This window comes from Phreatobacter oligotrophus (assembly GCF_003046185.1).
Lineage (GTDB): Bacteria > Pseudomonadota > Alphaproteobacteria > Rhizobiales > Phreatobacteraceae > Phreatobacter > Phreatobacter oligotrophus.
Window position 1 is genome coordinate 386,445 of record NZ_PZZL01000003.1, and the last position, 23,631, is coordinate 410,075.

A 23,631-nucleotide genomic window follows, 5' to 3' on the forward strand; every position below is an offset into this window, starting at 1 on the left:
AACAACGATGCTGCTGCCACGAACCGAGCCACGGTCCCGACGCTACCTTGCGCCTCCGCCGGGCGCCTCCGCGATGGTCAAGGCCTCCGGCACCGCCGCCGCGATGAAAGGGCCACGCCGGATCGTCACGACCCCACGCACCCGCAGCATGTGCCCGCGGAATGCGGCGGGTTCAAGCCCGGCGGCGCGAAAGGCCTCCATGTCGGCGTCGCGGATGGTGACGGTGAGGGCCCCGGCGCCGGGGGGCCCGAAATTGACGTAAGTGATGCGATTGACGGTCCTGACGGAGCGAACACGCCCCGAAGCGACGATGAATCGGCCCTCGCTGGCGCTGAGCGCTGCGTCATCATTTGTATCAAGAAGTGACCGGGGCGTGGCCCAGATGCCACGCTGCGCTGCGATGGCCTCGCCCTCAGCGCGCTCAAGCAGCACCCAGCAGTCGCGGGGAATGCGATGGCCGAGGGAGAGCCGCGCGAGCCCCTGCCGCAGGATCTCCGCCTCGACCGGACCATCGGCGCCGAGCGCCAGAACCGGCACCCGCTCATGCCGGTCGGGAGGCCCGAGGGGCGCGATGCGGATGATGCGGTCGGCGGGAACGAGGGCTTCGCCCGCAAGCATTGCGAGGCGAATGCGGCGGCCATCGCTCGCGCCGGCAAGGAGCGGTCCCTGGGCGGTGAGCCCGATGACCGGTTCGGTGCGATCCGGGGCGCAGGCCCAGGCCGGCGCGGCCAGCAGGACCGCGCAGGCGATGACCACGGCCCCGGTCGGGAGCCGCGGCAGCAGCGGGACGATCGGTCGATGCGCCCCGCCTATCCCATCAAGCGCCCTTGCGGTTCTGGCGGTTGCTGATGAGGTCGTCGACCACCGCCGGATCGGCGAGCGTCGAGGTGTCGCCGAGCGAGCCGAACTCGTCCTCGGCGATCTTGCGCAGGATGCGGCGCATGATCTTGCCCGAACGGGTCTTCGGCAGGCCGGGCGAGAACTGGATCAGGTCCGGCGAGGCGATCGGGCCGATCTCCTTGCGCACCCAGGCCACGAGTTCCTTGCGGAGCTCCTCCGTCGGCTCCTCACCCGACATCAGCGTGACATAGGCGTAGATGCCCTGGCCCTTGATGTCGTGGGGATAGCCGACCACGGCAGCCTCGGAGACCTTCGGATGGGCGACGAGGGCGGATTCGACCTCGGCGGTGCCCATGCGGTGGCCGGAGACGTTGATGACGTCGTCGACGCGGCCGGTGATCCAGTAATAGCCGTCGGCATCGCGCCGGCAGCCATCACCGGTGAAATACTTGCCGGCATAGGTCGAGAAATAGGTCTGCACGAAGCGCTCGTGGTCGCCGAACACCGTGCGCATCTGGCCCGGCCAGGAATCGGCGATGACGAGATTGCCCTCGCAGGCCCCGCTCAGCACCTTGCCCTCGGCGTCCACCACCTCCGGCTTCACGCCGAAGAAGGGCCGCGTCGCCGAACCCGGCTTCAGCGCCGTGGCGCCCGGCAGCGGGGTGATGAGGATGCCGCCGGTCTCGGTCTGCCACCAGGTGTCGACGATGGGGCAGCGACCATCGCCGACGACGCGGTGGTACCACTCCCAGGCCTCCGGATTGATCGGCTCGCCGACCGAGCCGAGCAGGCGGAGCGATGAGCGCGAGGTCTTCTTCACCGGGTCCTCGCCGGCGCCCATCAGCGAGCGGATGGCGGTGGGGGCGGTGTAGAACGTGTTGACCTGGTGCTTGTCCACCACGTCCCAGAAACGGGAGATGGAAGGGTAGGTCGGGATGCCCTCGAACATCAGCGTGGTCGCGCCGTTCGCGAGCGGGCCATAGACGATGTAGCTGTGGCCGGTGACCCAGCCGACGTCGGCCGTGCACCAGTAGATGTCGCCGTCCTTGTAGTCGAAGACGTACTGGTGGGTCATCGACGCGTAGACGAGATAGCCGCCGGTGGTGTGCAGCACGCCCTTCGGCTTGCCGGTCGAACCGGAGGTGTAGAGGATGAACAGCGGATCCTCGGCGTTCATCTCCTCGGGCGGGCACTCGTCCGGCACCTTGGCGGCGAGGTCAGTGTAGTAGTGGTCGCGCCCGGCGGCCATGGCGACAGGCGAGCCCGTGCGCTTCACCACGATGACGCTCTTCACCACGCCCGGGGCCTTCTCGACCGCAGCGTCCACGTTGACCTTCAGCGGCACCTTGCGGCCGCCGCGCAGACCCTCGTCGGCGGTGATGACGACGGAGGTGCCGGCATCCTCGATGCGGCCGGCGAGGCTGTCAGGCGAGAAACCGCCGAAGACGATGGAATGGATGGCGCCGATGCGGGTGCAGGCGAGCATCGCGTAAGCCGCCTCCGGGATCATCGGCAGGTAGATCGTGACCCGGTCGCCCTTCTTGACGCCCTGGCTCTTCAGCACGTTCGCCCATTTCATCACCTGGGCATGGAGCTGCCGGTAGGTGATCCTGGCGTCATCCTTCGGGTCGTCGCCTTCCCAGATGATCGCCACCTGGTCGCCGCGCTTGGCGAGGTGCCGGTCGACGCAGTTGTAGGAGACGTTGGTGGTGCCGTCCTCGAACCATTTGATCGAGACATTGTCCGGCGCATAGGACGTGTTCTTCACCTTGGTGAAGGGCTTCATCCAGTCGATGCGCTTGCCATGCTCGGCCCAGAAGGCCTCGGGCGAAGCGACGGAGGCCTCGTACATGGCCTTGTACTTGGCGTCGTCCACATAGGCGCGGGCGGCCCAGTCGCCGCTGACGGGATAGAGCTTATCGGACATGCGGATTCCCCTTCATGGGCAGCCGCCCGCGGAGGGGCCGGGGCGGCGGCGTTTCCTGTCGCGGGCCGCCTGTTAGGGCCGACAGCCTCGCGAAATCCGGCGCGACCATACGTCGGCGCCCGTTATGCGCTCAAGGGCAGCCGTCTCACACTTTGGTCGCTCGACGACCGCTTCGCGCCTTGGCGCTTCGGACGAATTGACGCACGGACCATACCGCGCGGATGGTCGCGGCTCCCGATGCGAAGGATGCCGGCATGACAAGAGCCCTCGACACGCTGCTCGCCCGCGCCACGGATGCCGGCGAGGTGCCGGGCGTGGTCGCCGCCGTCGCCAACCGCGACGGGCTGATCTACGAGGGCGGCTTCGGCGTCCGGCGCCTCGGCGGCCCCGATCCCATGACGCCCGACAGCGTCGCCTGGATCGCCTCCATGACCAAGGCGCTGACCACCGTCGCCCTGCTGCAGCTGGTCGAGGAGGGCAGGGTCGACCTCGACGCCCCGGCCGCGACCTATGCCCCCGCCATCGGCGAGGCGGCGCTGCTGCATGATTTCGACGCCGAGGGCCGGCCGCTCACCCGCGCGCCGGGGAGGCCCGTCACGGTGCGCCACCTTCTCACCCACACGGCCGGCTATTCCTACGACTTCGCCTCCTCGGCCATCCGCAAATACATGAAGGCAACGGGCCTGCCCGCGACGAATACCGGCCGCCTCGCCGCCCTCAACGCGCCGCTGATCGGCGAGCCGGGCGAGGCCTTCATCTACGGCATCTCAACCGACTGGGCCGGCCGCATCGTCGAGATCCTCACCGGCAAGCCGCTGGAAACCGTCTTCCGCGAGCGCATCACGGGCCCGCTCGGCATGGCCGACACCATGTTCCGCCTCGGCGACAGGCAGATGGCGCGGCGCGCCACCGTCCACGGCGTCACCGAGGACGGCACCTATCTGCCGAGCGAGATGGTGGTGGTCCAGGAGCCGGAATTCGCCTCGGGCGGCGGCGGGCTCTATTCGACCGCGAGCGACTACATCGCCTTCCTTCGCATGATCCTCGCCGGCGGCACGCTGGGCGGCGCCAAGGTACTGGGGCCGGACAGCATTGCCGGGCTGATGACCGACCAGATCCCGCATCTGACCGTCCCTGCCCTCGGCCTCATGTCGCCCATGGGGCCGCGCAGCGCCGATTTCTTCCGCGGGCGCCCGACGGGCTGGACCCTCGGCTTCCAGCAGAACCGCGAGCCGACCCCGGAGGGCCGCCCGGCCGGTTCGCTCTCCTGGGCGGGATTTGCCAACACCTTCTACTGGATCGATCCGTCAACCGGCATCGCCGGGGTCTTCATGACGCAGATCGTGCCCTTCTTCGATCCGCGGGCGATCAAGCTGTTCCGGGAGTTCGAGACGGAAGTCTATCGGTCGCTCGCCTAGCGCAGGATCCGCCCGCGCCAGATCGCCAGCACCACATTGGCGGTCGAGACCGCCAGCAGGATCCAGAGGGTCATGGCCTCGTTCGGCGCGATACCGGCGGCGAGCGTCGCGACGTCGATCCGGCCGGCCAGCGCCTCGGTGCTCTGCCGCCCGAGATCCTGCAGCGGCCCGATGGCGTGAAGCCCCCCGGCAAAGACCAGGATGCCCGAGGCCGCCTTGGCCCAGACCCAACCGGCATTGTGGAAGGCCGGCGTCGCGGCGATGGCGATGAGGCCGGGGATCAGGGTCAGGATCAGCGAGGGCAGCAGGATCCAGTTGGTGATCTCGGCCATGGCCCCGCGCATCAGCGCAAAGCTTTTCAGGTCCGAGGGCGGCGGCGCCAGATGGTCGAGCACGAGGAGGCAGGCCAGCGCCCCCATGAGCGCGATCGCCCCCATCGAATGACCGAATTTGAGCAGCCGTTGCATGGACTAAAGATTTAGCGCCGGCGCGCGGCACGTCCAGTCCGCCATTTCTTCGAGCAGAACCAAATGCCCCACCCGCACCCTCCCCGCGCTCCGCGCAGGGAGGGAGGCCACAACGTCCCGCTCGTTCCGGACCCTGGGGCCTGGCCCAGCCCATGAGGACGAAACGAAACGGCGAAGTCCCCCTCCCCTGGCACAGGGGAGGGTAAGGGTGGGGCCTTCCGGCCGTAAGGCTCTACTCCGCCGCCTTCGGCAGCTCCACGCCCGCCTCGCGCAGCACCTCTTCCGTGTCCTGGCCGAGCTTCGGCGGCGGCAGGCGCGTCGAGGCCGGGCTCGCCGCGAAGTTCACGGGGTGCTTCATGTCCACCCAGGTATAGCCATCCGGGTGGGCGTGCTTGCGGAAGAAGCCGACCGCCTTGAGGTGCGGATCCTCCATCAGGTCGCCGAACCGGTTGATCGGCGCGAAGGGGATGGCCTTCTCGGTCAGCACCTTCGCCCAGTCGTCATTGGTGCGGGTGGAGACCATGGCGTCCATCATGGAATAGAGCTCCTTGATGTTCACCATGCGCGCCCGGTAGGTCGAGAATTTCGGGTCGCTGTTGAGCTCCGGCCGGCCCGCCAGCACGAAGAAGTCGGTCCAGTTGCGGTCCGTATAGGGCAGGATGCCGATCCACCCGTCCTTCGACTTGTAGGGCCGGCGGTCGGGATTGTGGATGCGCGCATAGCCGAAATCGGTGCCGGGCGGCGCCGGGTCATAGACGTGGCCGTAGAGGTTCTCGTGCATGACGTAGTGGGTGTAGCACTCGAACATCGGCACCTCGACGAACTGGCCCTCGCCGGTGCGCTGCTTGTGGAAGAGCGCCGCCAGCACCGCCTGGACCATGAACAGGCCCACCGTCTTGTCGGCGGCAAGCGTCGGCAGGTAGCGCGGCGCGGGATTGCCGTCGACGCGGGGAAGGATGTCGGCGCCGCCCGAGACGCCCTGGATCAGGTCGTCATAGGCCGGGCGGCCGGCATAGGGACCATCGGCGCCGAAGCCGGCGGCATGGATGTAGATGAGGTTCGGCAGCCGGGCCTTGAGGCTGTCGTAGTCCATCTTGAGGCGCGCGGCCGTGTCCATCCGCATGTTGGAGCAGACGACGTCGCAGGTCCGGGCCAGCGCGATGCAGGCCTCCTGGTCCTCGGGGCGCTTGAGGTCGAGCGCCACCGACTTCTTGTTCTTGTTGTACATCATGAAGAGCGGGCCCATGCCCGGGCCGGCCTGCTCCGGCCAGGAGCCCGGCCAGCGCATGATGTCGCCGCCGCCCTCGCCGGGGCTCTCCACCTTGATGACCTCGGCGCCCATGTCGCCGAGCAGCATGGTGGCGTAGGGGCCGAGGATCACCGAGGTCAGGTCGAGGATGCGGATGCCGGCGAGCGGCCCGCGCGGGGCGGAAGGAGCGGCCATCGATGGGTCCTTGCGAAATGGCATTTCGGGAAAAACTGTAACCCCGACGGCGCCGCTTGCGAAGCGCCGCGCGGGGAAGCCGGTCCGGCGCTCAGCGCAAGACCGGCCAAATAGTCCTCGGCCTCAGGGCTCGATCCCGCCCATGCGGCAGACGATGGCCCATTCCTCGTCGGTCACCGGCTGAACCGACAGCCGCGACAGCTTGAGCAGCGCCATGTTGGCGAGGCTCGGCTCGTGCTTCACCGCCTCGAGGCTCACCGGGCTCTTGAGCGGCGTCACGGCCTTGAGGTCGACCACCACCCAGGGCTCGCCGGCCTCCGCAGTCGGGTCCGGATAGGCCTCGCGGATCACCTCGACGATGCCGACGATCTCCTTGCCCTCATTGGAATGGTAGAAGAAGCCGCGCTCGCCGGTCTTCATGCGCATCAGGTTCAGCTTGGCGGCGTGGTTACGCACGCCGTCCCAATGCGTCCCCTTCGCCCCCGCCTTCACCTGCTGGTCCCAGGACCACTTGAAGGGCTCGGACTTGTAGAGCCAGTGCGCCATCACTGGCCCTCGATCTTCGGGCCGGTCGAGACCGACGGGATGAGCTTGCGGAAGGCGTCGAGCTCGGTGACGAAGCGGTCGAACTCCGCCAGCGTCATGGTCGTCTTGCCGTCCGACAGCTCGATCACCACGATCGGCTCGCCGCCGGTGCGCCGCTTCATCAGCTTGGCGACCGGGAACACCACGGAATGGGTGAGGTCGAAGGGATGGGTCTCGGCCACGAGGTCCGCGCCCATGGCCTTGGTCGCCGCCTCGACGCCTCGGGCCAGTTTCTCGAAGAAATTGGTCATCGCCGTCCTTTCCGCGTTGCGCGGGGGTTGAGAGGGAAATCCGTCACTCGGCCTTCTGCGGCCGCGCCATCAGCTGAACGATGGCCTGGTCGACATCGATCATGCCACCCAGCACCGCATCCACGGCCTCGGCGATCGGCATGTCGACGCCGGCCGCCTTCGCCTTCTCGACCAATATCTCGGCCGTCAGCGCGCCTTCGGCAAGCGCTCCCTTGCCGGAGAGGAGGTCGAGGCCCTTGCCCTCGCCCAGGGCGTGGCCGAGGGCGAAATTGCGGGACTGCAGGCTCGAACAGGAGAGGATGAGGTCGCCGAGGCCCGAAAGGCCCATCAGCGTCTGCGGCTTTGCGCCGAAATGGGCGCCGAAGCGGCTGAGTTCGGCAAAGCCCCGCGCGGTGATCGCTGCGGTGGCACTGGCGCCGAGCTTGCGGCCCGCGACGATGCCGGCGGCGATGGCGAGCACGTTCTTGGTGGCGCCGCCGATCTCGACGCCCCGCACATCGGTGGTGTGGTAGAGCCGGAAGGTCGGCGAGGCGAGGGTCTGCGCGATGCGCTGCGCCACCTCCTCATCACCGGCGGCGACGGTCACCGCGGTCGGCAGCGCCTTGTCGATATCGGCGGCAAAGCTCGGACCGGACAGCACGGCGGGCACGGCGTTCGGCGCCGCCTCCACGACGACGTCCGACAGGAAACGCCCGGTGCCGCGCTCGATGCCCTTGGCGCAGATGACGAAGGGCGTCCCCGCCGGCAGCAGGGGCGCCGCGGCCTGTGCCACGGCCCGCAGCGCCTGGGCCGGGACCACGACGAGGACGAGATCGGCGGCGATTGCCGCGGCAAGGTCGGTCGTCGCCGCCACCCGCTCGTGAATGACCGCGCCGGGCAGGCGCTTCGCATTGCTGCGCCGCTCGTTCACCTCGGCGACGAGGGCCGCATCGCGGGCCCAGAGCGTGACGGCCGCGCCCGCCCGCGCCGCCACATTGGCGAGCGCCGTGCCGAAGGCGCCCGCCCCCAGCACACCGACCTTGGCCACGCCTGCACCTGCCATCCGCCTCATGCCCCCATCACGCCTTGGCCCCGAGCCGGCCGGACCCGATCGTCGCCGCCGCGGCATCCAGGGGCCAGCGGGCCCGCGGCGCCACGTCCAGCGCATCGGTGAGGCCAAGGCCAAGGCGCTCGGCCCCGGCCCAGGCGATCATCGCGCCATTGTCGGTGCACAATTTCGGCGGCGGCACGACCAGCGGCAAGCCCACCGCCTCTGCGGTCTTCTGAAGCACGGCGCGCAGGGTCTGGTTGGCGCCCACCCCGCCGGCCACCACCAGCGCCGTCGGCTCGCCGTGGCGCTCGCGGAACAGGCGGATGGCGACGCGGCAACGATCCGCCACCATGTCGGCCACCGCCGCCTGGAACGAGGCGCAGATGTCGGCAATGTCTTTCTCGGTCAGCGCTCCGGACGGATCGCGCAGGCCATCGGCGGCAATGCGCACCGCCGTCTTCAGGCCCGAGAGCGAGAAATCCGGCTCAGGGCGGCCCTGCAGCGGACGCGGGAAGGCGAAGCGCCTGGGATCGCCGCCGGCTGCGCGGCGCTCCACCTCGGGCCCGCCCGGATAGGGCAGGCCGAGGAGCTTGGCCACCTTGTCGAAGGCCTCACCGATGGCATCATCGATCGTCGTGCCGAGCTTGGCATAGGCGCCGACGCCGGTAACGGCGAGAAGCTGGGTATGTCCACCGGAGACCAGCAGCAGCAGGAAGGGGAAGGCCACGCCGTCCGTCAGCCGAGCGGTGAGGGCATGGGCCTCGAGGTGATTGACCGCCACCAGCGGCTTGCCGAGCACCAGGGCCATGGCCTTGGCCGTGGTGAGACCGACGAGAACCCCGCCGACCAGGCCCGGACCACCCGCCGCCGCCACCGCGTCGAGGTCGCCGGCCTTGGTGTCGGCCTGGCGCAGCGCCTCGGCCACGACACGGTCGACCACCTCGACATGCGCCCGCGCCGCGATCTCCGGCACCACGCCGCCATAGGGCGCGTGATCCTCGATCTGTGTGCGCACGACATTGGACAGGATCGTGCCCCGGCCATCAGCGCCGACCCGCACCACAGCCGCCGCCGTCTCGTCGCAGGTGGTCTCGATGCCGAGGACCAGCATGGGCCTCACGGGCTCCCTCCCCCGCCGGACGGCGGGACTTCCGGTCCGCCGATCCGTCGTTATGATCAACGCCCCGCCTATCACCGGACCTTCCCATGGCGCAATCGCCCTTCCTTCGCATCGGCACCCGCGGCTCGGCCCTGGCCCTGGCCCAGGCCCATCTCGTCCGGCGCCTCCTCGCCCGGGCGCATGGCGTCGGGGAGGACGAGATCGCCGTCGAGATCATCAAGACCAGCGGCGATGCGATCCTTGACCGGCCGCTGTCGGAAGCCGGCGGCAAGGGCCTCTTCACCAAGGAGATCGAGGAGCAGCTCCTCGATGGCCGCATCGATCTGGCGGTCCATTCCTCCAAGGACATGCCGACAGTGCTGCCGGACGGGCTCGGCCTCGTCTGCTTCCTCGAGCGCGAGGACGTGCGCGACGGCTTCATCGGCCGCGCCTCGCCGACCCTCGCCGACCTGCCGAAGGGTGCGGTGGTGGGCTCCTCCTCGCTCCGCCGCCAGGCGCAGATCCGCCGCGAGCGGCCGGATCTCGACGTCGTCACCTTCCGCGGCAACGTCCAGACGCGCATGGCCAAGCTCAATGCCGGCGAGGTGGCCGGCACCATGCTCGCCATGGCCGGCCTCAACCGCCTCGGCATTTCCGGCGAGGTGACCGAGGTCATCGCGGCCGAGCGCTTCCTCCCCGCCGTGGGCCAGGGCGCCATCGGCGTCGAGACGCGGCTTGCCGACACCCGCACGCGCGACCTGCTCGCCCCACTCGACCATCGCGCCACCGCCATCGCGCTCGCGGCCGAACGCGCCTTCCTCGCCGTGCTCGACGGCTCCTGCCGCACGCCGATCGCCGGCCTCGCCCGCATCGACGGCAGCTCCATCGCCTTCACCGGCGAGATCCTCAGGCCCGACGGCAGCGAGAGCCATGTCGCCAGCCGCGCCGGCACGGTGGCGGACGCCGAGGCCCTCGGCCGCGATGCCGGCGCCGAACTGAAGGCCCGCGGCGGACCCGGGTTCTTCGGTCACGCCTGATGCGCGTGCTCGTCACCCGCGCCGAGCCGGAGGCTGCGCGCACCGCGGCAGCCCTGGCGGCACGAGGGGCCGAGGCGATCATCGCGCCGCTGTTCGCCGCGGAGCCTGTCGCGGCGGAGATCAGCAGCGACGGGCTTTCCGGCCTCCTGGTGACGAGCCCCCGGACGCCGCGCTTGCTCCCCTCGTCGCTGGTCGCGGCCCTGCGTGACCGGCCTGCCTATGCGGTGGGTGACCGCACCGCGGCCGCGTTGCGGGAGGCAGGCTTCAGCGATGTCCGGTCCGCGGCGGGCGATGTCGCGGATCTGGCAGGGCATGTCGCGGCCGAGGCCGGACCGGGCGCAACCTTCCTCCATGCCGGCGGCGAGGACCGGGCCGGCGATCTCGCCGCCGCACTCGCCCGGCACGGCGTCACCGTGCGCACCGCGACCCTCTACCGCATGGTCGCCGTGCCAGTGTGGCCGGCGGCGGCGCGCGACGCGTTCCTCAAGGGCGCGATCGACGCAGTGCTGCACTATTCGCCCCGCGCCGCAGTGACCTATGCCGCCCTCGCCATGGCGGAAGCATCGACAACCGCGGCGGCCCGCACCCCGCTCCAGGCCTGCCTGTCTCAGGCCGTTGCCGAGGCGCTGAACCCTTTGTCGCCGCCACGCGTTATCCTCGCCGCGCGGCCCGACGAGGCGGCCCTCCTCGCCGCGCTCTTTGACGCGGCCGGGTTGCCGGGGGGATCACCCGCGCGCTAAACCGAAGGCCTGTGGGGGCAAGCCGGAGACAACTCATGGCCCATGACGACCGCCCGGGCGACGATCCGAAGCCCAAGCGCCGTGGCAAGGCCCCGATCATCACGCTGGAAGCGGCGGATGTGACGCCTCCGGTCACCGATTCGGCCGGTGCCGAAGCACCTGCCTCCGAAACACCGGCGCTGGACGCGCCCACGACGCCGTCCGACGAGCCATCGGCCCCGGCAGAGGCTGAAACCGCGGCAAAGGAGCCCATCACGGCCGAGGCGACGGCGCCGGTCGCTGCGGAATCGACCGAGGCACCGACCATCGAGGCGCCTCACGCCGATGCCGCCCACGCCGACACCATCGCGCCCGATCCCATCGTCGCGGCAGCCGAGTCTCCGCCGCCGCCCGCTCCCGCCGACCCGGCTCCGGCCTCGGGCGGCTTCGGGCGGCTGGTCGCTGCCGGCATTGTCGGCGCTCTGCTGACTGGCGGCCTTGGCGTGGGCGCTGTCTCCACCGGCCTCGTGACTCTCCCGGCCGGCGATGGCACGGCCCGCGACGCGCGGATCGAAGCGCTGGAGACCCAGCTCCGCCAGGTCGCGGCGCGCCCCGCCGCCACCCCGGCGCCGGCCGCCCCGGACCTCGCGCCGCTCACCCGCCGGATCGAGGCGCTTGATGCCGCCCGTGCGACGCTCGAAAGCCGCCTCGCGACGCTGGAACAGCGGCCGGCCGCCACTGGCGGTACCGCAGCCTCCGGCGCAGCCGCTCCCGCCGTGGACCTGACGCCCCTGCGCAGCGAGATCGACAGCCTCAAGGCCGAGATCGCGCGCCTCTCGGCCCGCCCTGCGGACGCGCCGGCCGCGCCGGCCATCAGCCCGGCCGACATCGACCAGCGGATCGCCAGTGCCGTGACGGCGGCCCGAGACGCCGGCGAGCGCCGGATCGCCGAGCTCGACGCCCAGATCCGCGCCGCCCGCACCGCGCTCACCGAACTCGCCCCGAAGGTCTCCTCGCTCGAAACCTCCCGTGGCCAGGCCGGCGATTCCGGCCGCCGCGCCGCCCTCGTCGTCAGCCTCGGCGCTCTGCGGGCCGCGGTCGAACGCGGCCAGTCCTATGCCGCGGAGCTGCGCGCCGCCGCCGCCCTCGGCCTGCCGGCGGATACCGTTGCAGCGCTCGAGACCCAGGCCGAACGCGGGCTTCCCACCATCGCCGCCCTGACCCAGCGCTTCACCGCGCTGGCGCCGGAGCTGCTGAAGGCCGCCACCCCGCCTGCGTCGGACGGCTCGCTCCTCGACCGCCTCACCGCCAGCGCCCAGAGTCTCATCCGCGTGCGCCCGGTGGGTGAGGCGGCCGGCGACGACGTGCCGACCGTCATCGCCCGCATCGAGGCCAAGCTCCGCCGCTCAGATCTCGCCGGCGCCCTCGCCGACCTCGACAAGCTGCCGGAACGGGTGAAGACTTCCACCGCCGCCTTCGCTGCCGAGGCGCGGGCGCGGCTCGGCGCGGACACCACGCTGCGCCGCCTGTCGGCCGAGGCCGCCACCGCCATGGGCGGGGGCTGAGGAGAGCAAAATGGTTCGCGTCGTCCTCTTCCTCGTCCTGCTCGGGCTGCTGGCCTTCGGCGCCGCCTGGGTCGCCGACCAGCCCGGCACCGTCTCCATCGTCTGGCTCGGCCGGCACATCGAGTTCGAGGTGCTCACCGGCATCGTCGCGCTCGTCGCCGCGGCGGCCGTCGCCATGGCCCTGATCGCCATCGCCAAATGGCTGCTCACCAGCCCCGCCATGGCGCGCCGCGCCATGCGCCGCCGCCGTGCCCGCAAGGGCAGCGAGGCGGTGACCCGCGGCATCCTCGCGGTTGGCGCCGGTGATCGCCGCGCCGCCGAGCGCCACGCCCATGACGCCGAGAAATTCGCCCCCGGCCAGCCGCTGACCCTGCTGCTCAAGGCGCAGACCGCCCAGCTCTCCGGCGACCGTGGCGGCGCCGAACAGGCCTTCCGCACCATGGTGGAGAGCCAGGAAACCCGCCTGCTCGGCCTGCGCGGCCTCTATGTCGAGGCCCAGCGCCGCGGCGACCAGCCGGCCGCCCGCGCCATTGCCGAGGAGGCGGTCAAGGACGCGCCCTCCGCCGCCTGGGCGAGCCAGGCCGTTCTGGAGAGCCAGACGCTCGCTGGCGACTGGGATGGCGCCCTGACCAGCATCGAACGCCAATATGCCGCCCGCACCATCGACCGGGAGAAGGCCAAGCGCCTGCGCGCCGTCCTCCTCACGGCCAAGGCCATGGCCGCCGAGGACCACGATCCCGCCGGCGCCAAGGCGCTGGCGCTCGAAGCCCACGGCCTCGCCCCGACCCTGGTGCCCGCCGCCGTGGTGGCCGGCCGCCTCCTCGCCGCCGATGGCGATGCCCGCAAGGCCTCGCGCGTCCTCGAAGCCTCCTGGAAGGCGACACCGCATCCCGACATCGCCGAGGTCTTTGCCCATGCCCGGCGCGGCGATTCCCGCCTCGATGAGTTGAAGCGCGTCGAACATCTCGCCCGCCTCGTGCCCTCCCATCCCGAGGGCGCCATGGCCGTGGCCCGCGCCGCCATCGATGCCGGCGAGTTCGAGCGCGCCCGCAAGGCGCTGGAACCGCTCGTCGCGGACAGCCCGACCCAGCGCGCCTGCCTGCTCATGGCCGAGCTCTCCGCCAAGGACGGCGGCGACCATGGCCGCGCCCGCGAATGGATGGCTCGCGCCCTGCGCGCCGCCCGCGACCCGGTCTGGACTGCCGATGGCCAGGCCTCGGATGTCTGGTTCCCCGCCTCCCTCGTCTCCGGCCGCCTCGATGCCTTCGAATGGAAGGTGCCGGTGGCGGAGATCGGCGGTCCCGTGCTGCAGGTCGACGATGTCCTCGCCGACCACCACGAGAGCGAGCAGCCGGCGGTGATGATCGAGGCGCAAGCGGTGGAGGCCAAGACCATCGAGGCCGTCCCGGTCACTCCCGAGGTCGTGCCCGCGCCGCCTGCCGAACCCGTCGCCGCGCCGGCTCCTGCCGCCGCAACGACCCCCGCCGAGGCCGAACCGGCAGCGCCGCAGACCCTCGTCTCCGCCCAAAAGCCGCGCCCGGTGCCCACCGAGACGGTGTTCCCGATCGCCCGGCCCCCGGACGATCCGGGCCCGGACCTCGCCGCCAAGCCGAAGCGCGCCTCGCTCTTCGGCGGCTGAGGCGGCCGGCCGGCGCTTGCCCGCCGGCCATGGGCCATGAGATAGAGAGCGCGCCGGTCCCGTAGCTCAGCAGGATAGAGCAGCGGTTTCCTAAACCGAAGGTCAGGGGTTCGAATCCCTTCGGGACCGCCAAAGACCTTTGATATTGCCGGGAAAAATCGGCCGTTCCGCCATTTGCCCTAACGGCGTTTCGGCTTGGCGCCGGCTCCCCAACGCCGTCTTCACCACTGGTCTGAACCTCCGCGCCCCCTCGCGAAGGAACGAGGCTCTACAGGGGTCTGCCGTTGGGCCCGGATCGGACGGTAGTGTCTGGTCCCGGACCATCGCGGACAGGGCGCCAGGATGATGCTTCGCCTGGCCGGAGCCCGCGCGAGGGGGCGCCCCTGTCTCGATCGCCTGCGTCGCGGTGGGGGTGGCCCGCTCAATCGCCGAATGCGGGGGGTGATGGTGTCCCACCGCGCCGCTCGCCCCACAGCAAGGCACCAGCAAAGCGCTCAACGGTCTTGCGGCAGACGGCTGACGTGCAACAGGGAGTCTTGATCGCAGCTGATCTGGCCTGACTCCGCGGTGATCAACGGCATCCAGGTGTTACGATAGTCCAGCTATAGATGGCAGGGTATGCAGATCGATTGTTCCGCTTGGCTCATAGCTTCCGACCACCCGAACATCCTCGTTTGTCTTGGCCAGCGCATGAAAGAACTGCCGCGCCACTTCATGGGTATGGGTATGCCAGCCTTGACCGACGAAATGGATTAACTCATCGAGCTCATCAAGGCGCTTGGCAATCGCTTTGGCATGTCGCGCCTGAAAGACGCCTCCCGGTACCGTGAGGAGAACCAGGACCAGCAAGGGCTCTTCGGGCAATGCGCCCCATAAGCCGAGGCGCTCAGCCACCGTCGGCTGTCGCCAAGCCGGGTCGATAATGCGGGCTTCAAGGAACGGCAGGCTCTTGATGGCGGACAGACCAGGGTGCGTCTCGTCGAACGCCACGGGGCGGCGGACATATTCATACGCGATCGGAGCGCCAATCATCTCCGCAACGCATGAACGCCAAAGGCGAAAGTGCTTTTCGTTGCCCCGCATCCAGGACGGTTCGAAGAAGCTATCGAGACGCGGGTGGCTTGCATGATCGACCATTGCGGCAACACCATCATTGATGTCTGCGCGATTTCCAACAGCGTTTGCTCGAAACCGGCTTGATCTGCGGTCATGGCATCGCTGGCGGCGTTCGCCCCGGTCACCAAATGCCGGGCAGGCCAAAAGTGCGGTTCGAGACGATGGGCGGCTAAGCGCAGCCCTTCGGCAGTGCAGCATAGCGTATTTTCCGTTACGGAATGTCCCGCTTCCCGGCCCGCGCCGCCACGGTAGTCTCATCCCTGCGCTCCGACTGATGTGCCTGCGTTCGTCGAGGGTCATGATCGACCTGCGACGGTTGGGTCGCGGCTTTCAAGCTGCTTCGCCTTTGGCCGTTCGATGCGGTCCATCGCGTTCAGTTCAGCGAAGCACCCGAAACTCTCAACGCGCACCCCGGTGAGGCTCCGATCCGATCCGGGCCTCCTGTGAACGAGGAGCTTCCATGCCCGGCAGTTCCATGCCTCCCCCGACCACAGTGTCGTCCGCCGCAAACCTGTTGGGAACGGCGCCATCATCCGCGGGCGATATGGCCCTCGCCCTCTTCTGCATCACCGTCCTGATCGTGGCGACGCAGTTCCCGGCGAATGGAACGACATCCCCCAGGCTCCGCCCCAAACGCGTGTCTCTTGAAGCCGTCCAGCCATTTGCCGCCACGATCGGCGTCTCCACGGCAAGCCGCTCGCCCTCAAGCACGATGCCGGAGGTTCAGGGCCGGCCGCCATCCGTCGTTCCGGCCTGGCCGGCGCATCTCCCGCGGCTTCACGAGCTTCGTCCCGGTCAGCCCCTGTCGGCCTTCATGGATCCGGCCGTGCCCTCGGCCGTCAGGACGGCGGCTCTGCGCCATATGTGGCAGCTGGAAGCGCGCCTCGGGGAAGCTGATCGGCCAGCAGGAGGGGAGGCGACAACCGGCCTTGATGGAGATCCAGGCTTCGGCCCCATGGTGACACCGCCTGACATGGTGCAGGACGTTCACGCCACCATGGCGGGTGCTCTTCTCCAGCTCTACAAGATGCCGCGTCAGGAGGAGGATCCGGGAGCATCCAACCCTTGCTCCGTCAGGCTCGATGATCCAGCGCCGGGCGATCCTTGCCGGTGAAGGGACGGTCCTGTCCGTCCATTCAAGGTCGAACGCGACACCGAGCGCCTCGCGCAGCGTCGGATAAGCGACTGTCTCGCGGCGGGAGGCGTTGAACCAGCCCTGCCCGCCAACCTCCCCCCAGTCGCAAAGCGCAGCCCAAAGCCCGTCCACCGCGATGGCGCCGGGCCGATAGGAACTGCGCGCGTCGCATCCGGTTAGCCCTGCCGACGAGGATTGATCCTCGAAGGAGGCGGACATGGCTGATGGTGGTGGGGGCGCGAGCGGCGTCCTGGGCGTCCTGGTGGGCGCAATGCTGGTGATCTTCGTCGGAGCCGCGGTGCTCTTCGGAACCGGCCGCCTGGGCGGGGGCCCGAGCACCAGCCTGACCATCAAGATGCCTGACGCGCGCTGAGGAGAACCCCCATGAACGGCATCGTCTATCTGGTCGGCCTGATCGTCATCGTCCTCGCCATCCTCTCCCTGCTCGGCCTGAGGTGAACCATGGCGACCATCCTTGCTTCCGCCTCGCCGGCCGCCACCGCGCGGATCGAATGGGGCCCTGTCATTGCCGGCGCGCTGGTCGCGGCGGCCCTCGGCACCATCGCCATCGCCTTTGGCGGGGCGGTCGGCCTCTCGCTGACCTCGCCCTGGCCCAACAGCGGCATCAGCCTGTGGTCGAGCCTCGTCTTCGTCGGCTACTGGTCGGTCGTGGTGCAGATCATGAGCTTCGCCGCCGGCGGCTATCTCGCGGCCCGGCTGAGGAGCGGCGTCGCCATGCGGGGTGAGCACAACCGCTTCGACGACGGCGCCCACGGCCTGCTCATGTGGGCCATCGGCATCATCATGATGGCGATCCTGGCGGCCTTCGGCGGCACGGTCGCCGCCGGCAATGCCAGCCGGATCGCGGCCGGTGGTGCGGCCGGGGCGGGAGCGGCGATGAGCGGCCCGTCGAGCAGCGCCACCGCAGCCATCAACCCCTCGGAGACGGCGACCGCCCTGCTGCTGCGGCCGGTTCCCGGCGCGACGCCCGCGCCGGACGCCGCCCGCGGTGATGATGCGGCGCTCAGGGCCGACCTCGCCCGGGTCTTCGCCAGCGTCGTCCGGAACCGCGAGCTGACGACCCGCGACCGTGACTATCTCGCCGGGATCGTCTCGGCCCGCACCGGCGCCACCGAGGCAGATGCCCGCCAGCGCGTAACGGAGGCGGTGAACGAGGCCCGTGACCTCGAGATTCGCGCCCGCGATGCCGCCGACAAGGCCCGCAAGGCCTCGGTCATCGCCGGCTTCACCCTCGCCGTTGGCATGCTCATCGGCCTCGTGGCCGCCTGCGCCGCCGCCGTCCTCGGTGGCACGCAGCGCGACGAGGAGGTGGAGGTCGCCATCTTCGGCCACCGGATCTGGTAGTCCCGGCTCACAGCCCCGAAACGCGAAAGGCCCCGCCGTTGAGCGGGGCCTTTTGCTGTTCAGGGTCTGAGGCGATCAGGCCGCGTCGAGCGTCGGATAGTCGGTGTAGCCCTTCTCGCCGCCGCCATAGAGCGTGGCGCGATCGAGCTCGTTCAACGGCGCGCCGGTGCGCAGGCGCTCGACCAGGTCCGGATTGGCGATGAAGGGGCGGCCGAAGGCGACAAGGTCGGCCCGGCCGGCCGAGACCGCGTCGATGGCGAGGTCGCGGGTATAGCCATTGTTGGCGATATAGGCGCCGGAGAAGGCCTTGCGGATCGCCGCCCAGTCGAAGGCGACATTGTCGCGCGGGCCGCCGGTCGCGCCCTCGATCACGTGGATGAAGGCAATCCCGCGCTTCGACAGCTCGGAGACGAAGAGGCCGAAGACCTGCGCCGGATCGGACGTGACCGTGTCGTTGGCCGGGCTCACCGGCGACAGGCGGATGCCGAGGCGGGTCTTGGGGAAGACCTTGAGGATGGCGTCGACCACTTCGAGGCCGAAGCGCACGCGGTTCTCCGGCGAACCGCCATAGCCGTCGGTGCGCTGGTTGGCGCCGTCCTTCAGGAACTGGTCGATGAGATAGCCATTGGCGCCGTGGATCTCGACGCCGTCGAAGCCCGCCTTCAGGGCATTGGCGGCGGCCTGGGCATATTCGGCGACGACGCCGGGGATCTCGGCCGTCTCCAGCGCGCGCGGCGGGGTCACGTCGGCAAAGCCATCAGCGACATAGGTCTTGGTCTTGGCGGGAATGGCGGAGGGCGCCACCGGCACGCCGCCATTCAGCAGCGAGGAATGCGAGACGCGGCCGACATGCCAGATCTGCGCGAAGATGCGCCCGCCGGCAGCGTGCAGCGTGTCCGTCACGGTCTTCCAGCCGGCGATCTGCTCGGGGCTGTAGAGGCCGGGCGTGTTGAGATAGCCCTGGCCCTGGGGCGAGACCTGCGTGCCCTCCGAGATGATCAGGCCGGCGGCGGCGCGCTGCTTGTAATAGGCGGCGGTCAGCGCATTGGCGGCAACGGTGCCGGGCGTGGCGCGGTTGCGCGTCAGCGGCGCCATGACGATGCGGTTGGGCAGGACGAGGTCGCCCAGGGTGAAGGGTTGAAAGAGCGGGCTGGCATCCTGGCTCATTGGAAACTCCAAAGTCATCGAAACGGCATGGCGCCGTGAAAGGAAGGACCCTGACGTGGGCGGCCTGCTGCAGCGCAGCAAGATGAGGGAAAACGCTTGGGTATCACGATGCCGCGAGCATCATCCGGCCAGCGCCCGCGCCGCCTCGATGGCCAGCGGGGCGAAGCGCTTGCGGAACTCCTCCGGCGACCAGTCGGCAAGCGAACCGGCCACATGGATGGCGCCGACCGGCATGGAGCGATCCTTCACCACGGCGGCCGCCACGACGATCTCGCCCATGAGGCTTTCCTCCTGGACGCAGGCATAACCGTCGCGGCGCGCCTCGGCGATGCGGGCGCGGATCTGGTCGGGATCGACCAGGGTGCGGGGGGTCAGCGGCACGAGGCGCGAACGGCGGAGGATGTCGTCGGCATGGCGCTCGTCGAGGCAGGCCAGCATGGCCCGCCCGCCGGCGGTCGCAAAGGTCGGCATCCGCCGGCCGGCAAGCGTTGCGTAGAAGGTCTCGCGCTTGCTCTGCAGGCGCAGCGCGTAAAGGATCGTCACGTCATCGAAGAGGCTGAAGTCGACGCGCTCGCCGGTGGTCTTGCGCAGCTCGGTGACGATGGGCGAGGCCCGCTCGATGAGCGGATTGGACCTGAGATAGTCGAAGGACCGGTCGAGGATGCGCCGGCCCGGCACGACGCCGGTGCCGGTCGCCGACCGTTCGAGATAGCCGAGCACGAGCAGGGTCTGGACCACGCGCTGCGCCGCGCTCTTCGAGATCTTGGCGGATTTCGCCACCTCGGCGAGGGAGAGCGGACGCGGGCTGCGGGCAAAGGCCTCCAGCACGTAGAAGGACCGCGCCGCGGACTTCAGGAACAGCCGCTCGTCGACCTCGATGATGGGCTCGCGCTCGGGCGCCTGGTACCGCCGCTCGAAGGCCGGCTGCTGGAGGGTCACGGGAAGGCTCTCTGCAATTTTCGGAACGCCTGTATTGTTCGCCAATACGCGCGGAGAGCCAGCCGTCGGCGCGGGACCCGGCCATGCGCCGGGTGGGATTGTCAGTCGACATGCGACAGCGGCCGGCTGATCTCCTCCAGCGTGCGCCGCTCGGCGGCGATGCCGAAGGCCAGCATGACACCGGCGGCCAGGATCATCAGCGCCGCGCCGAGCAGGTAGCCGCCGAACAACGACCATCGCGATCCCGTCTCGATCAGCGCGCCGAACAGCGCCGGGCCGACGACCCCGCCGATGCCGGTGCCGATGGCATAGAACACGGCGATGGCCATGGCGCGCAGCTCCAGCGGGAAGGTCTCGGCGACGGTGAGATAGGCCGAACTGGCCGCGGCAGAGGCGAAGAAGAAGATCGCCATCCAGCACAGGGTCTGGGTCTGCGCGGTGAGCATCCCTTGCGCGAACATCCAGCCGGTAATGGCGAGCAGCGCGCCGGAAACGGTGCAGGTCAGCGCGATCATCGGCCGGCGGCCCCAGGTGTCGAAGAACCGGCCGAGGACGATGGGGCCGAGGACATTGCCCAGCGCGAAGGGCAGGATGTACCAGCCGACCTTCTCTGCCGGGATGCCGTAGAAATCGGTCAGCACCAGCGCATAGGTGAAGAAGATCGCGTTGTAGAAGAAGGCCTGCGCCGCCATCAGGGCGAGGCCCACCATGGCGCGGCGGCCGTGACGGCGGATGAGCACTCCGGCGACCTCGGCGAGCGGGGTGGAGCTGCGGCTGCGCAGGCGCACCTTCGCGAGCGGCGTATCGGGGATCGACAGGCCTTCGGCGCGGATGCGCTGCTCGATGCCGGCGACGATGGCCTCGGCCTCGGCGATGCGGCCATGGGTCATCAGCCAGCGCGGGCTTTCCGGCAGCCAGAGCCGCATGAGGAAGATGACGAGGGCGAGCAGCGCGCCGATGAGAAAGGCCGCCCGCCAGCCGTGGTCGGGCGAGAGCACCGCCGGGTCAAGGAGGACGACGGCGCCGAGGGCCCCCAGCGCCGCGCCCACCCAGAACGAGCCGTTGATGACGAGATCGGTCCAGCCGCGCACCCGGGCTGGCACAAGCTCCTGGATGGTCGAGTTGATGGCGGCATATTCGCCGCCGATCCCCGCCCCGGTGAGAAAGCGGAAGAGCATGAAGCTCCACAGGTTCCACGAGAAGGCGGTGGCGGCGGTGGCGAGGAGATAGACCGTCAGGGTGATGAAGAAGAGCTTCTTGCGGCCGAGCCGGTCGGTGAGCCAGCCGAAGAACAGCGCGCCGAGCACGGCGCCGGCGAGATAGGCGCTGCCGGCAAGGCCCACATCGGCATTGCTGAACTGGAGCGTCGGGCTCGCCTTGAGGGCGCCCGCCACCGTGCCGGCGAGCGTCACCTCGAGCCCATCGAGGATCCAGGTGATGCCGAGGGCGGTGACGACGAGGGTGTGGAAACGGCCCCAGGGGAGCCGGTCGAGCCGGGCGGGGATGTCGGTCTCGATGATCGGGGCCTCGCCCGCTGCCGGCCGTGTGGTCACGTCGCTCGCCTCCGCCCCTCGGGATTGCTTCCGCCAACGCGGCAGGGGCGCGGGAGTTTCCGAGGGACGGGCGATCAGTCCGCCGCCTCGAACTCCTGCACGCGCTGGCGCTTCCTCAGGCGCGAGGCGTCGAGGAGGATCTGGCCGGCCCAGCGGTAGACGTTCCGCTCGCGCACATGCGCGCGCATGAGGCGCATGCGCTCGCGCTGCTCGTCCTCGCGCATCACCAGCGCGCGCCCGAGCGCCTCAGCCATCCCCTGCACGTCATAGGGATTGATGATGAGTGCCTCCGACAGCTCGGAGGACGCTCCCGCAAAGCGCGACAGCACCAGGGCGCCCTGCTCGTCATCACGGGCGGCGACGAACTCCTTAGCAACGAGATTCATGCCGTCGTGGAGGCTCGACACCACGCAGACATCGGCGGCGCGGAACAGCTCGTAGACCTCGTCCGGCTCGTGATGGCGGATGACCAGGTGAATCGGCTGGTAGCCCTCCCTGCCGTGGCGGGCATTCACCTCCTCGGTGATGCGGATCGCCTCGGCCTGCAGCGCCGTGTAGCTCGCCAGCTTCGACCGGGTCGGCGCGACGATCTGCAGGAAGGTGAAGCGCCCTTTCCATTCGGGCTGGCGGGTCAGCAATTCGTCGATGGCCTGCAATCGGTCGAGGATGCCCTTGGTGTAGTCGAAGCGCTCGATACCCACCCCGATCCGCATCTCCGCCGGCAGGCCGAAGCGCTCGCGCACCGCCGCGCGGCAAACCTCGACGGGCTGCTGCGAGGCCAGCGCCGCAGGCGGCCATTCGATCGAGATGGGATAGGGCCGGACCATCGTCTCCTCCCCGCCGAAGACGACGGAGCGGTGGTCGCGGTCGATGCGGCTCTCCATGAAGCGATCGACGGTCTCGAAGAAATTGTTGCAATGGGCCTGGGTGTGAAAGCCCAGCACCGTCGAGCCGAGGAGGCCGGCGATGATCTCCTCCTTCCACGGGCAAATGCCGAAGGCTTCCGCGTTCGGCCAGGGAATGTGCCAGAAGGTGAGGATCGTCGCCTTGGGCAGCTGCTCGCGGATCATCCGCGGCAGCAGGGCGAAGTGATAGTCCTGCACCATAATGACCGGGTCCGGCCGGGTCGCCTCGCGGACCACGGCATCGGCGAAGCGCTGGTTCACGGCGACATAGTGCTGCCAGTCGGCCTCGCGAAAGATCGGGCGCACATAGGCGAGGTGGCAGAGCGGCCAGAGCCCCTCATTGGCGAGGCCGTAATAGTAGCCCTCCTGCTCCTCGTCGCTGATCCACACGCGGCGCAGCCGGTAGGCCGGCTTGCCCGGCGGCACCGCCACGTGATCCTCGGCATCGACGGTCTCGCGATCCGCCGATCCCGAGCCATGGGCGACCCAGACGCCGCCGCAGGCGCGCATCACCGGCTCCAGCGCCGAGACAAGCCCGCTGGCCGGCCGCTGCACCACGATGCGGTCGCCGACACGGTTATGGATGTAGGGCTCGCGGTTGGAGACCACGAAGACCTCGGCGTCCGGCAGCTCTTTCTCCAAGAGGTCCTGGAGGGTCGAGGGCGACCATTCCACCGGACTGCCGTCCTCGCGCCGCATGGTCTCGCGGAAATCGCGGAGCAGGCCGCGGATTTCGCGGCTTTCCTCGCGCGTCGCCGGATCCATGAGCGGCCGCCGGTCGGGCCGCGCAGCGCGCAGCTCGTGCAACCCGGTGAGAAGGGCGCGCATGTCGCGCCGCTGCGAGGCAAGGACCAGGACCGTTCCGACGCCGCCGACACCGACCAGCAGCGCAAACCCGAGCAGGGCGAGGTACCAGCGCGCCTCACCGATCCGGTCGGCGACGAAGGCGAGTTCATGCAGCACGACGAGGCTTGCCGGGTTCGAGCCTGCGATCGGGAACACGCCGACGAGGACGCGCTCGCCGGCAAGGCGCGTCCGGACGAAACGCGGCGTCAGGGAGGAGCCCTCGAGCCGGCAGTCGACGCCGGTCGGCATCCGGGCCGTCGCAACCCGCATGCGGCCCGCAGGATCGCAGAGGCCCAGCGCCAGGATCCGCTCATCGCCGGTCAGGCGCTCGAAGAAGGCGCCGAGCGCCTCGGGCCGGTCCGCCATCTCCCGCTCCACCCGGTCGCGGATCGAATTGACGACGAGTTCCGAGCGCAGCTCCACATCGCGCCGCGCCCATTGCTCGATCACGCCATTGGTCAGCGGCACCAGCGCGGCAAGGAACGCCGCCAGGCCGACAAGGACGAGACCGATGAGCAGGATGCCGCGGGGCGCTCGACGCATGACATGTCGGGGCGTTGGCCGTGGGCGCCCCCTCCTTCACG

The 23,631-nt window shown here is 69.8% G+C and carries 21 protein-coding genes and 1 tRNA gene; 9 read left to right on the plus strand and 13 right to left on the minus strand.

What is annotated here, in order from left to right:
• Window positions 1–42 precede the first annotated feature (42 nt).
• Window positions 43–756 (minus strand): hypothetical protein, encoded by a 714-nt coding sequence (locus C8P69_RS08980; RefSeq protein ID WP_108176229.1) that lies wholly within the window; start codon window positions 754–756, stop codon window positions 43–45.
• A 61-nt stretch (window positions 757–817) separates the two neighbouring features.
• Window positions 818–2,767, minus strand: a complete 1,950-nt coding sequence (gene acs / locus C8P69_RS08985; RefSeq protein WP_108176231.1) for an acetate--CoA ligase — start codon at window positions 2,765–2,767, stop codon at window positions 818–820.
• Between the two features lie 254 nt (window positions 2,768–3,021).
• On the opposite strand from acs, the gene C8P69_RS08990 reads away from it, so the two are divergent.
• Window positions 3,022–4,185, plus strand: coding sequence for a serine hydrolase domain-containing protein (locus tag C8P69_RS08990; protein WP_170118184.1), 1,164 nt, complete (start codon window positions 3,022–3,024; stop codon window positions 4,183–4,185).
• Here C8P69_RS08990 and C8P69_RS08995 read toward each other — a convergent pair.
• The 6 genes from C8P69_RS08995 to tsaD form a co-directional block, all read right to left on the minus strand.
• Window positions 4,182–4,652: a hypothetical protein gene (locus C8P69_RS08995; protein WP_108176235.1), complete on the minus strand. Its 471-nt coding sequence runs from the start codon at window positions 4,650–4,652 to the stop codon at window positions 4,182–4,184. The two genes, C8P69_RS08990 and C8P69_RS08995, sit on opposite strands and share 4 nt — an antisense overlap.
• A gap of 232 nt (window positions 4,653–4,884) precedes the next feature.
• Window positions 4,885–6,096 carry a CaiB/BaiF CoA transferase family protein gene (locus C8P69_RS09000; protein ID WP_245901946.1) on the minus strand — a complete coding sequence of 404 codons (1,212 nt, stop codon included), beginning with the start codon at window positions 6,094–6,096 and terminating at the stop codon, window positions 4,885–4,887.
• Between the two features lie 123 nt (window positions 6,097–6,219).
• Window positions 6,220–6,642: an EVE domain-containing protein gene (locus C8P69_RS09005; RefSeq protein ID WP_108176239.1), complete on the minus strand. Its 423-nt coding sequence runs from the start codon at window positions 6,640–6,642 to the stop codon at window positions 6,220–6,222.
• Window positions 6,642–6,932, minus strand: a complete 291-nt coding sequence (locus C8P69_RS09010; protein WP_108176241.1) for a hypothetical protein — start codon at window positions 6,930–6,932, stop codon at window positions 6,642–6,644. Before C8P69_RS09010 ends, C8P69_RS09005 begins: the two co-directional genes overlap by 1 nt.
• A gap of 43 nt (window positions 6,933–6,975) precedes the next feature.
• Complete coding sequence (locus C8P69_RS09015; protein ID WP_108176243.1) at window positions 6,976–7,974, minus strand: NAD(P)H-dependent glycerol-3-phosphate dehydrogenase; 999 nt, start codon at window positions 7,972–7,974, stop codon at window positions 6,976–6,978.
• Window positions 7,975–7,990: 16 nt separating this feature from the next.
• A complete protein-coding gene (gene tsaD / locus C8P69_RS09020; protein ID WP_108176245.1) occupies window positions 7,991–9,073 on the minus strand; it encodes a tRNA (adenosine(37)-N6)-threonylcarbamoyltransferase complex transferase subunit TsaD in 1,083 nt (360 codons plus the stop codon).
• A gap of 95 nt (window positions 9,074–9,168) precedes the next feature.
• Here tsaD and hemC point away from each other — a divergent pair, with 95 nt between their 5' ends.
• From hemC to C8P69_RS09045, 5 genes are all read left to right on the plus strand, one after another.
• Window positions 9,169–10,098 carry a hydroxymethylbilane synthase gene (gene hemC / locus C8P69_RS09025; RefSeq protein ID WP_108176247.1) on the plus strand — a complete coding sequence of 310 codons (930 nt, stop codon included), beginning with the start codon at window positions 9,169–9,171 and terminating at the stop codon, window positions 10,096–10,098.
• A complete protein-coding gene (locus tag C8P69_RS09030) occupies window positions 10,098–10,838 on the plus strand; it encodes a uroporphyrinogen-III synthase (RefSeq protein WP_108176249.1) in 741 nt (246 codons plus the stop codon). Before hemC ends, C8P69_RS09030 begins: the two co-directional genes overlap by 1 nt.
• A 35-nt stretch (window positions 10,839–10,873) precedes the next feature.
• A complete protein-coding gene (locus C8P69_RS09035) occupies window positions 10,874–12,382 on the plus strand; it encodes a mitofilin family membrane protein (protein ID WP_108176251.1) in 1,509 nt (502 codons plus the stop codon).
• A 10-nt stretch (window positions 12,383–12,392) separates the two neighbouring features.
• Window positions 12,393–14,021 (plus strand): heme biosynthesis protein HemY, encoded by a 1,629-nt coding sequence (locus C8P69_RS09040; RefSeq protein WP_108176253.1) that lies wholly within the window; start codon window positions 12,393–12,395, stop codon window positions 14,019–14,021.
• Between the two features lie 55 nt (window positions 14,022–14,076).
• A tRNA-Arg gene (locus tag C8P69_RS09045) sits at window positions 14,077–14,153 on the plus strand.
• 456 nt (window positions 14,154–14,609) lie between these two features.
• On the opposite strand, the gene C8P69_RS09050 is transcribed toward C8P69_RS09045, so the two are convergent.
• A complete protein-coding gene (locus tag C8P69_RS09050; protein ID WP_108176255.1) occupies window positions 14,610–15,158 on the minus strand; it encodes a hypothetical protein in 549 nt (182 codons plus the stop codon).
• 691 nt (window positions 15,159–15,849) lie between these two features.
• Between C8P69_RS09050 and C8P69_RS24655 the strand changes: the two genes are divergently transcribed.
• From C8P69_RS24655 to C8P69_RS09060, 3 genes are all read left to right on the plus strand, one after another.
• A complete protein-coding gene (locus C8P69_RS24655; RefSeq protein ID WP_483878516.1) occupies window positions 15,850–16,251 on the plus strand; it encodes a DUF3306 domain-containing protein in 402 nt (133 codons plus the stop codon).
• A 238-nt stretch (window positions 16,252–16,489) separates the two neighbouring features.
• A complete protein-coding gene (locus C8P69_RS23825; protein WP_170118185.1) occupies window positions 16,490–16,645 on the plus strand; it encodes a hypothetical protein in 156 nt (51 codons plus the stop codon).
• Window positions 16,646–16,734: 89 nt separating this feature from the next.
• A complete protein-coding gene (locus C8P69_RS09060; RefSeq protein WP_108176260.1) occupies window positions 16,735–17,637 on the plus strand; it encodes a hypothetical protein in 903 nt (300 codons plus the stop codon).
• A gap of 75 nt (window positions 17,638–17,712) precedes the next feature.
• Here the strand turns inward: C8P69_RS09060 and C8P69_RS09065 are convergent, their stop codons facing one another.
• The 4 genes from C8P69_RS09065 to C8P69_RS09080 all read right to left on the minus strand — a co-directional run bounded on the left by C8P69_RS09065 (window position 17,713) and on the right by C8P69_RS09080 (window position 23,590).
• A complete protein-coding gene (locus C8P69_RS09065) occupies window positions 17,713–18,804 on the minus strand; it encodes an alkene reductase (protein WP_108176262.1) in 1,092 nt (363 codons plus the stop codon).
• A 120-nt stretch (window positions 18,805–18,924) separates the two neighbouring features.
• Complete coding sequence (locus tag C8P69_RS09070; protein ID WP_245901948.1) at window positions 18,925–19,743, minus strand: IclR family transcriptional regulator; 819 nt, start codon at window positions 19,741–19,743, stop codon at window positions 18,925–18,927.
• Between the two features lie 101 nt (window positions 19,744–19,844).
• Complete coding sequence (locus C8P69_RS09075) at window positions 19,845–21,296, minus strand: MFS transporter (protein ID WP_108176264.1); 1,452 nt, start codon at window positions 21,294–21,296, stop codon at window positions 19,845–19,847.
• Window positions 21,297–21,370: 74 nt separating this feature from the next.
• Entirely contained in the window at window positions 21,371–23,590 is a 2,220-nt protein-coding gene (locus C8P69_RS09080) for an alpha,alpha-trehalose-phosphate synthase (UDP-forming) (RefSeq protein ID WP_108176266.1), read from the minus strand.
• Window positions 23,591–23,631 lie beyond the last annotated feature (41 nt).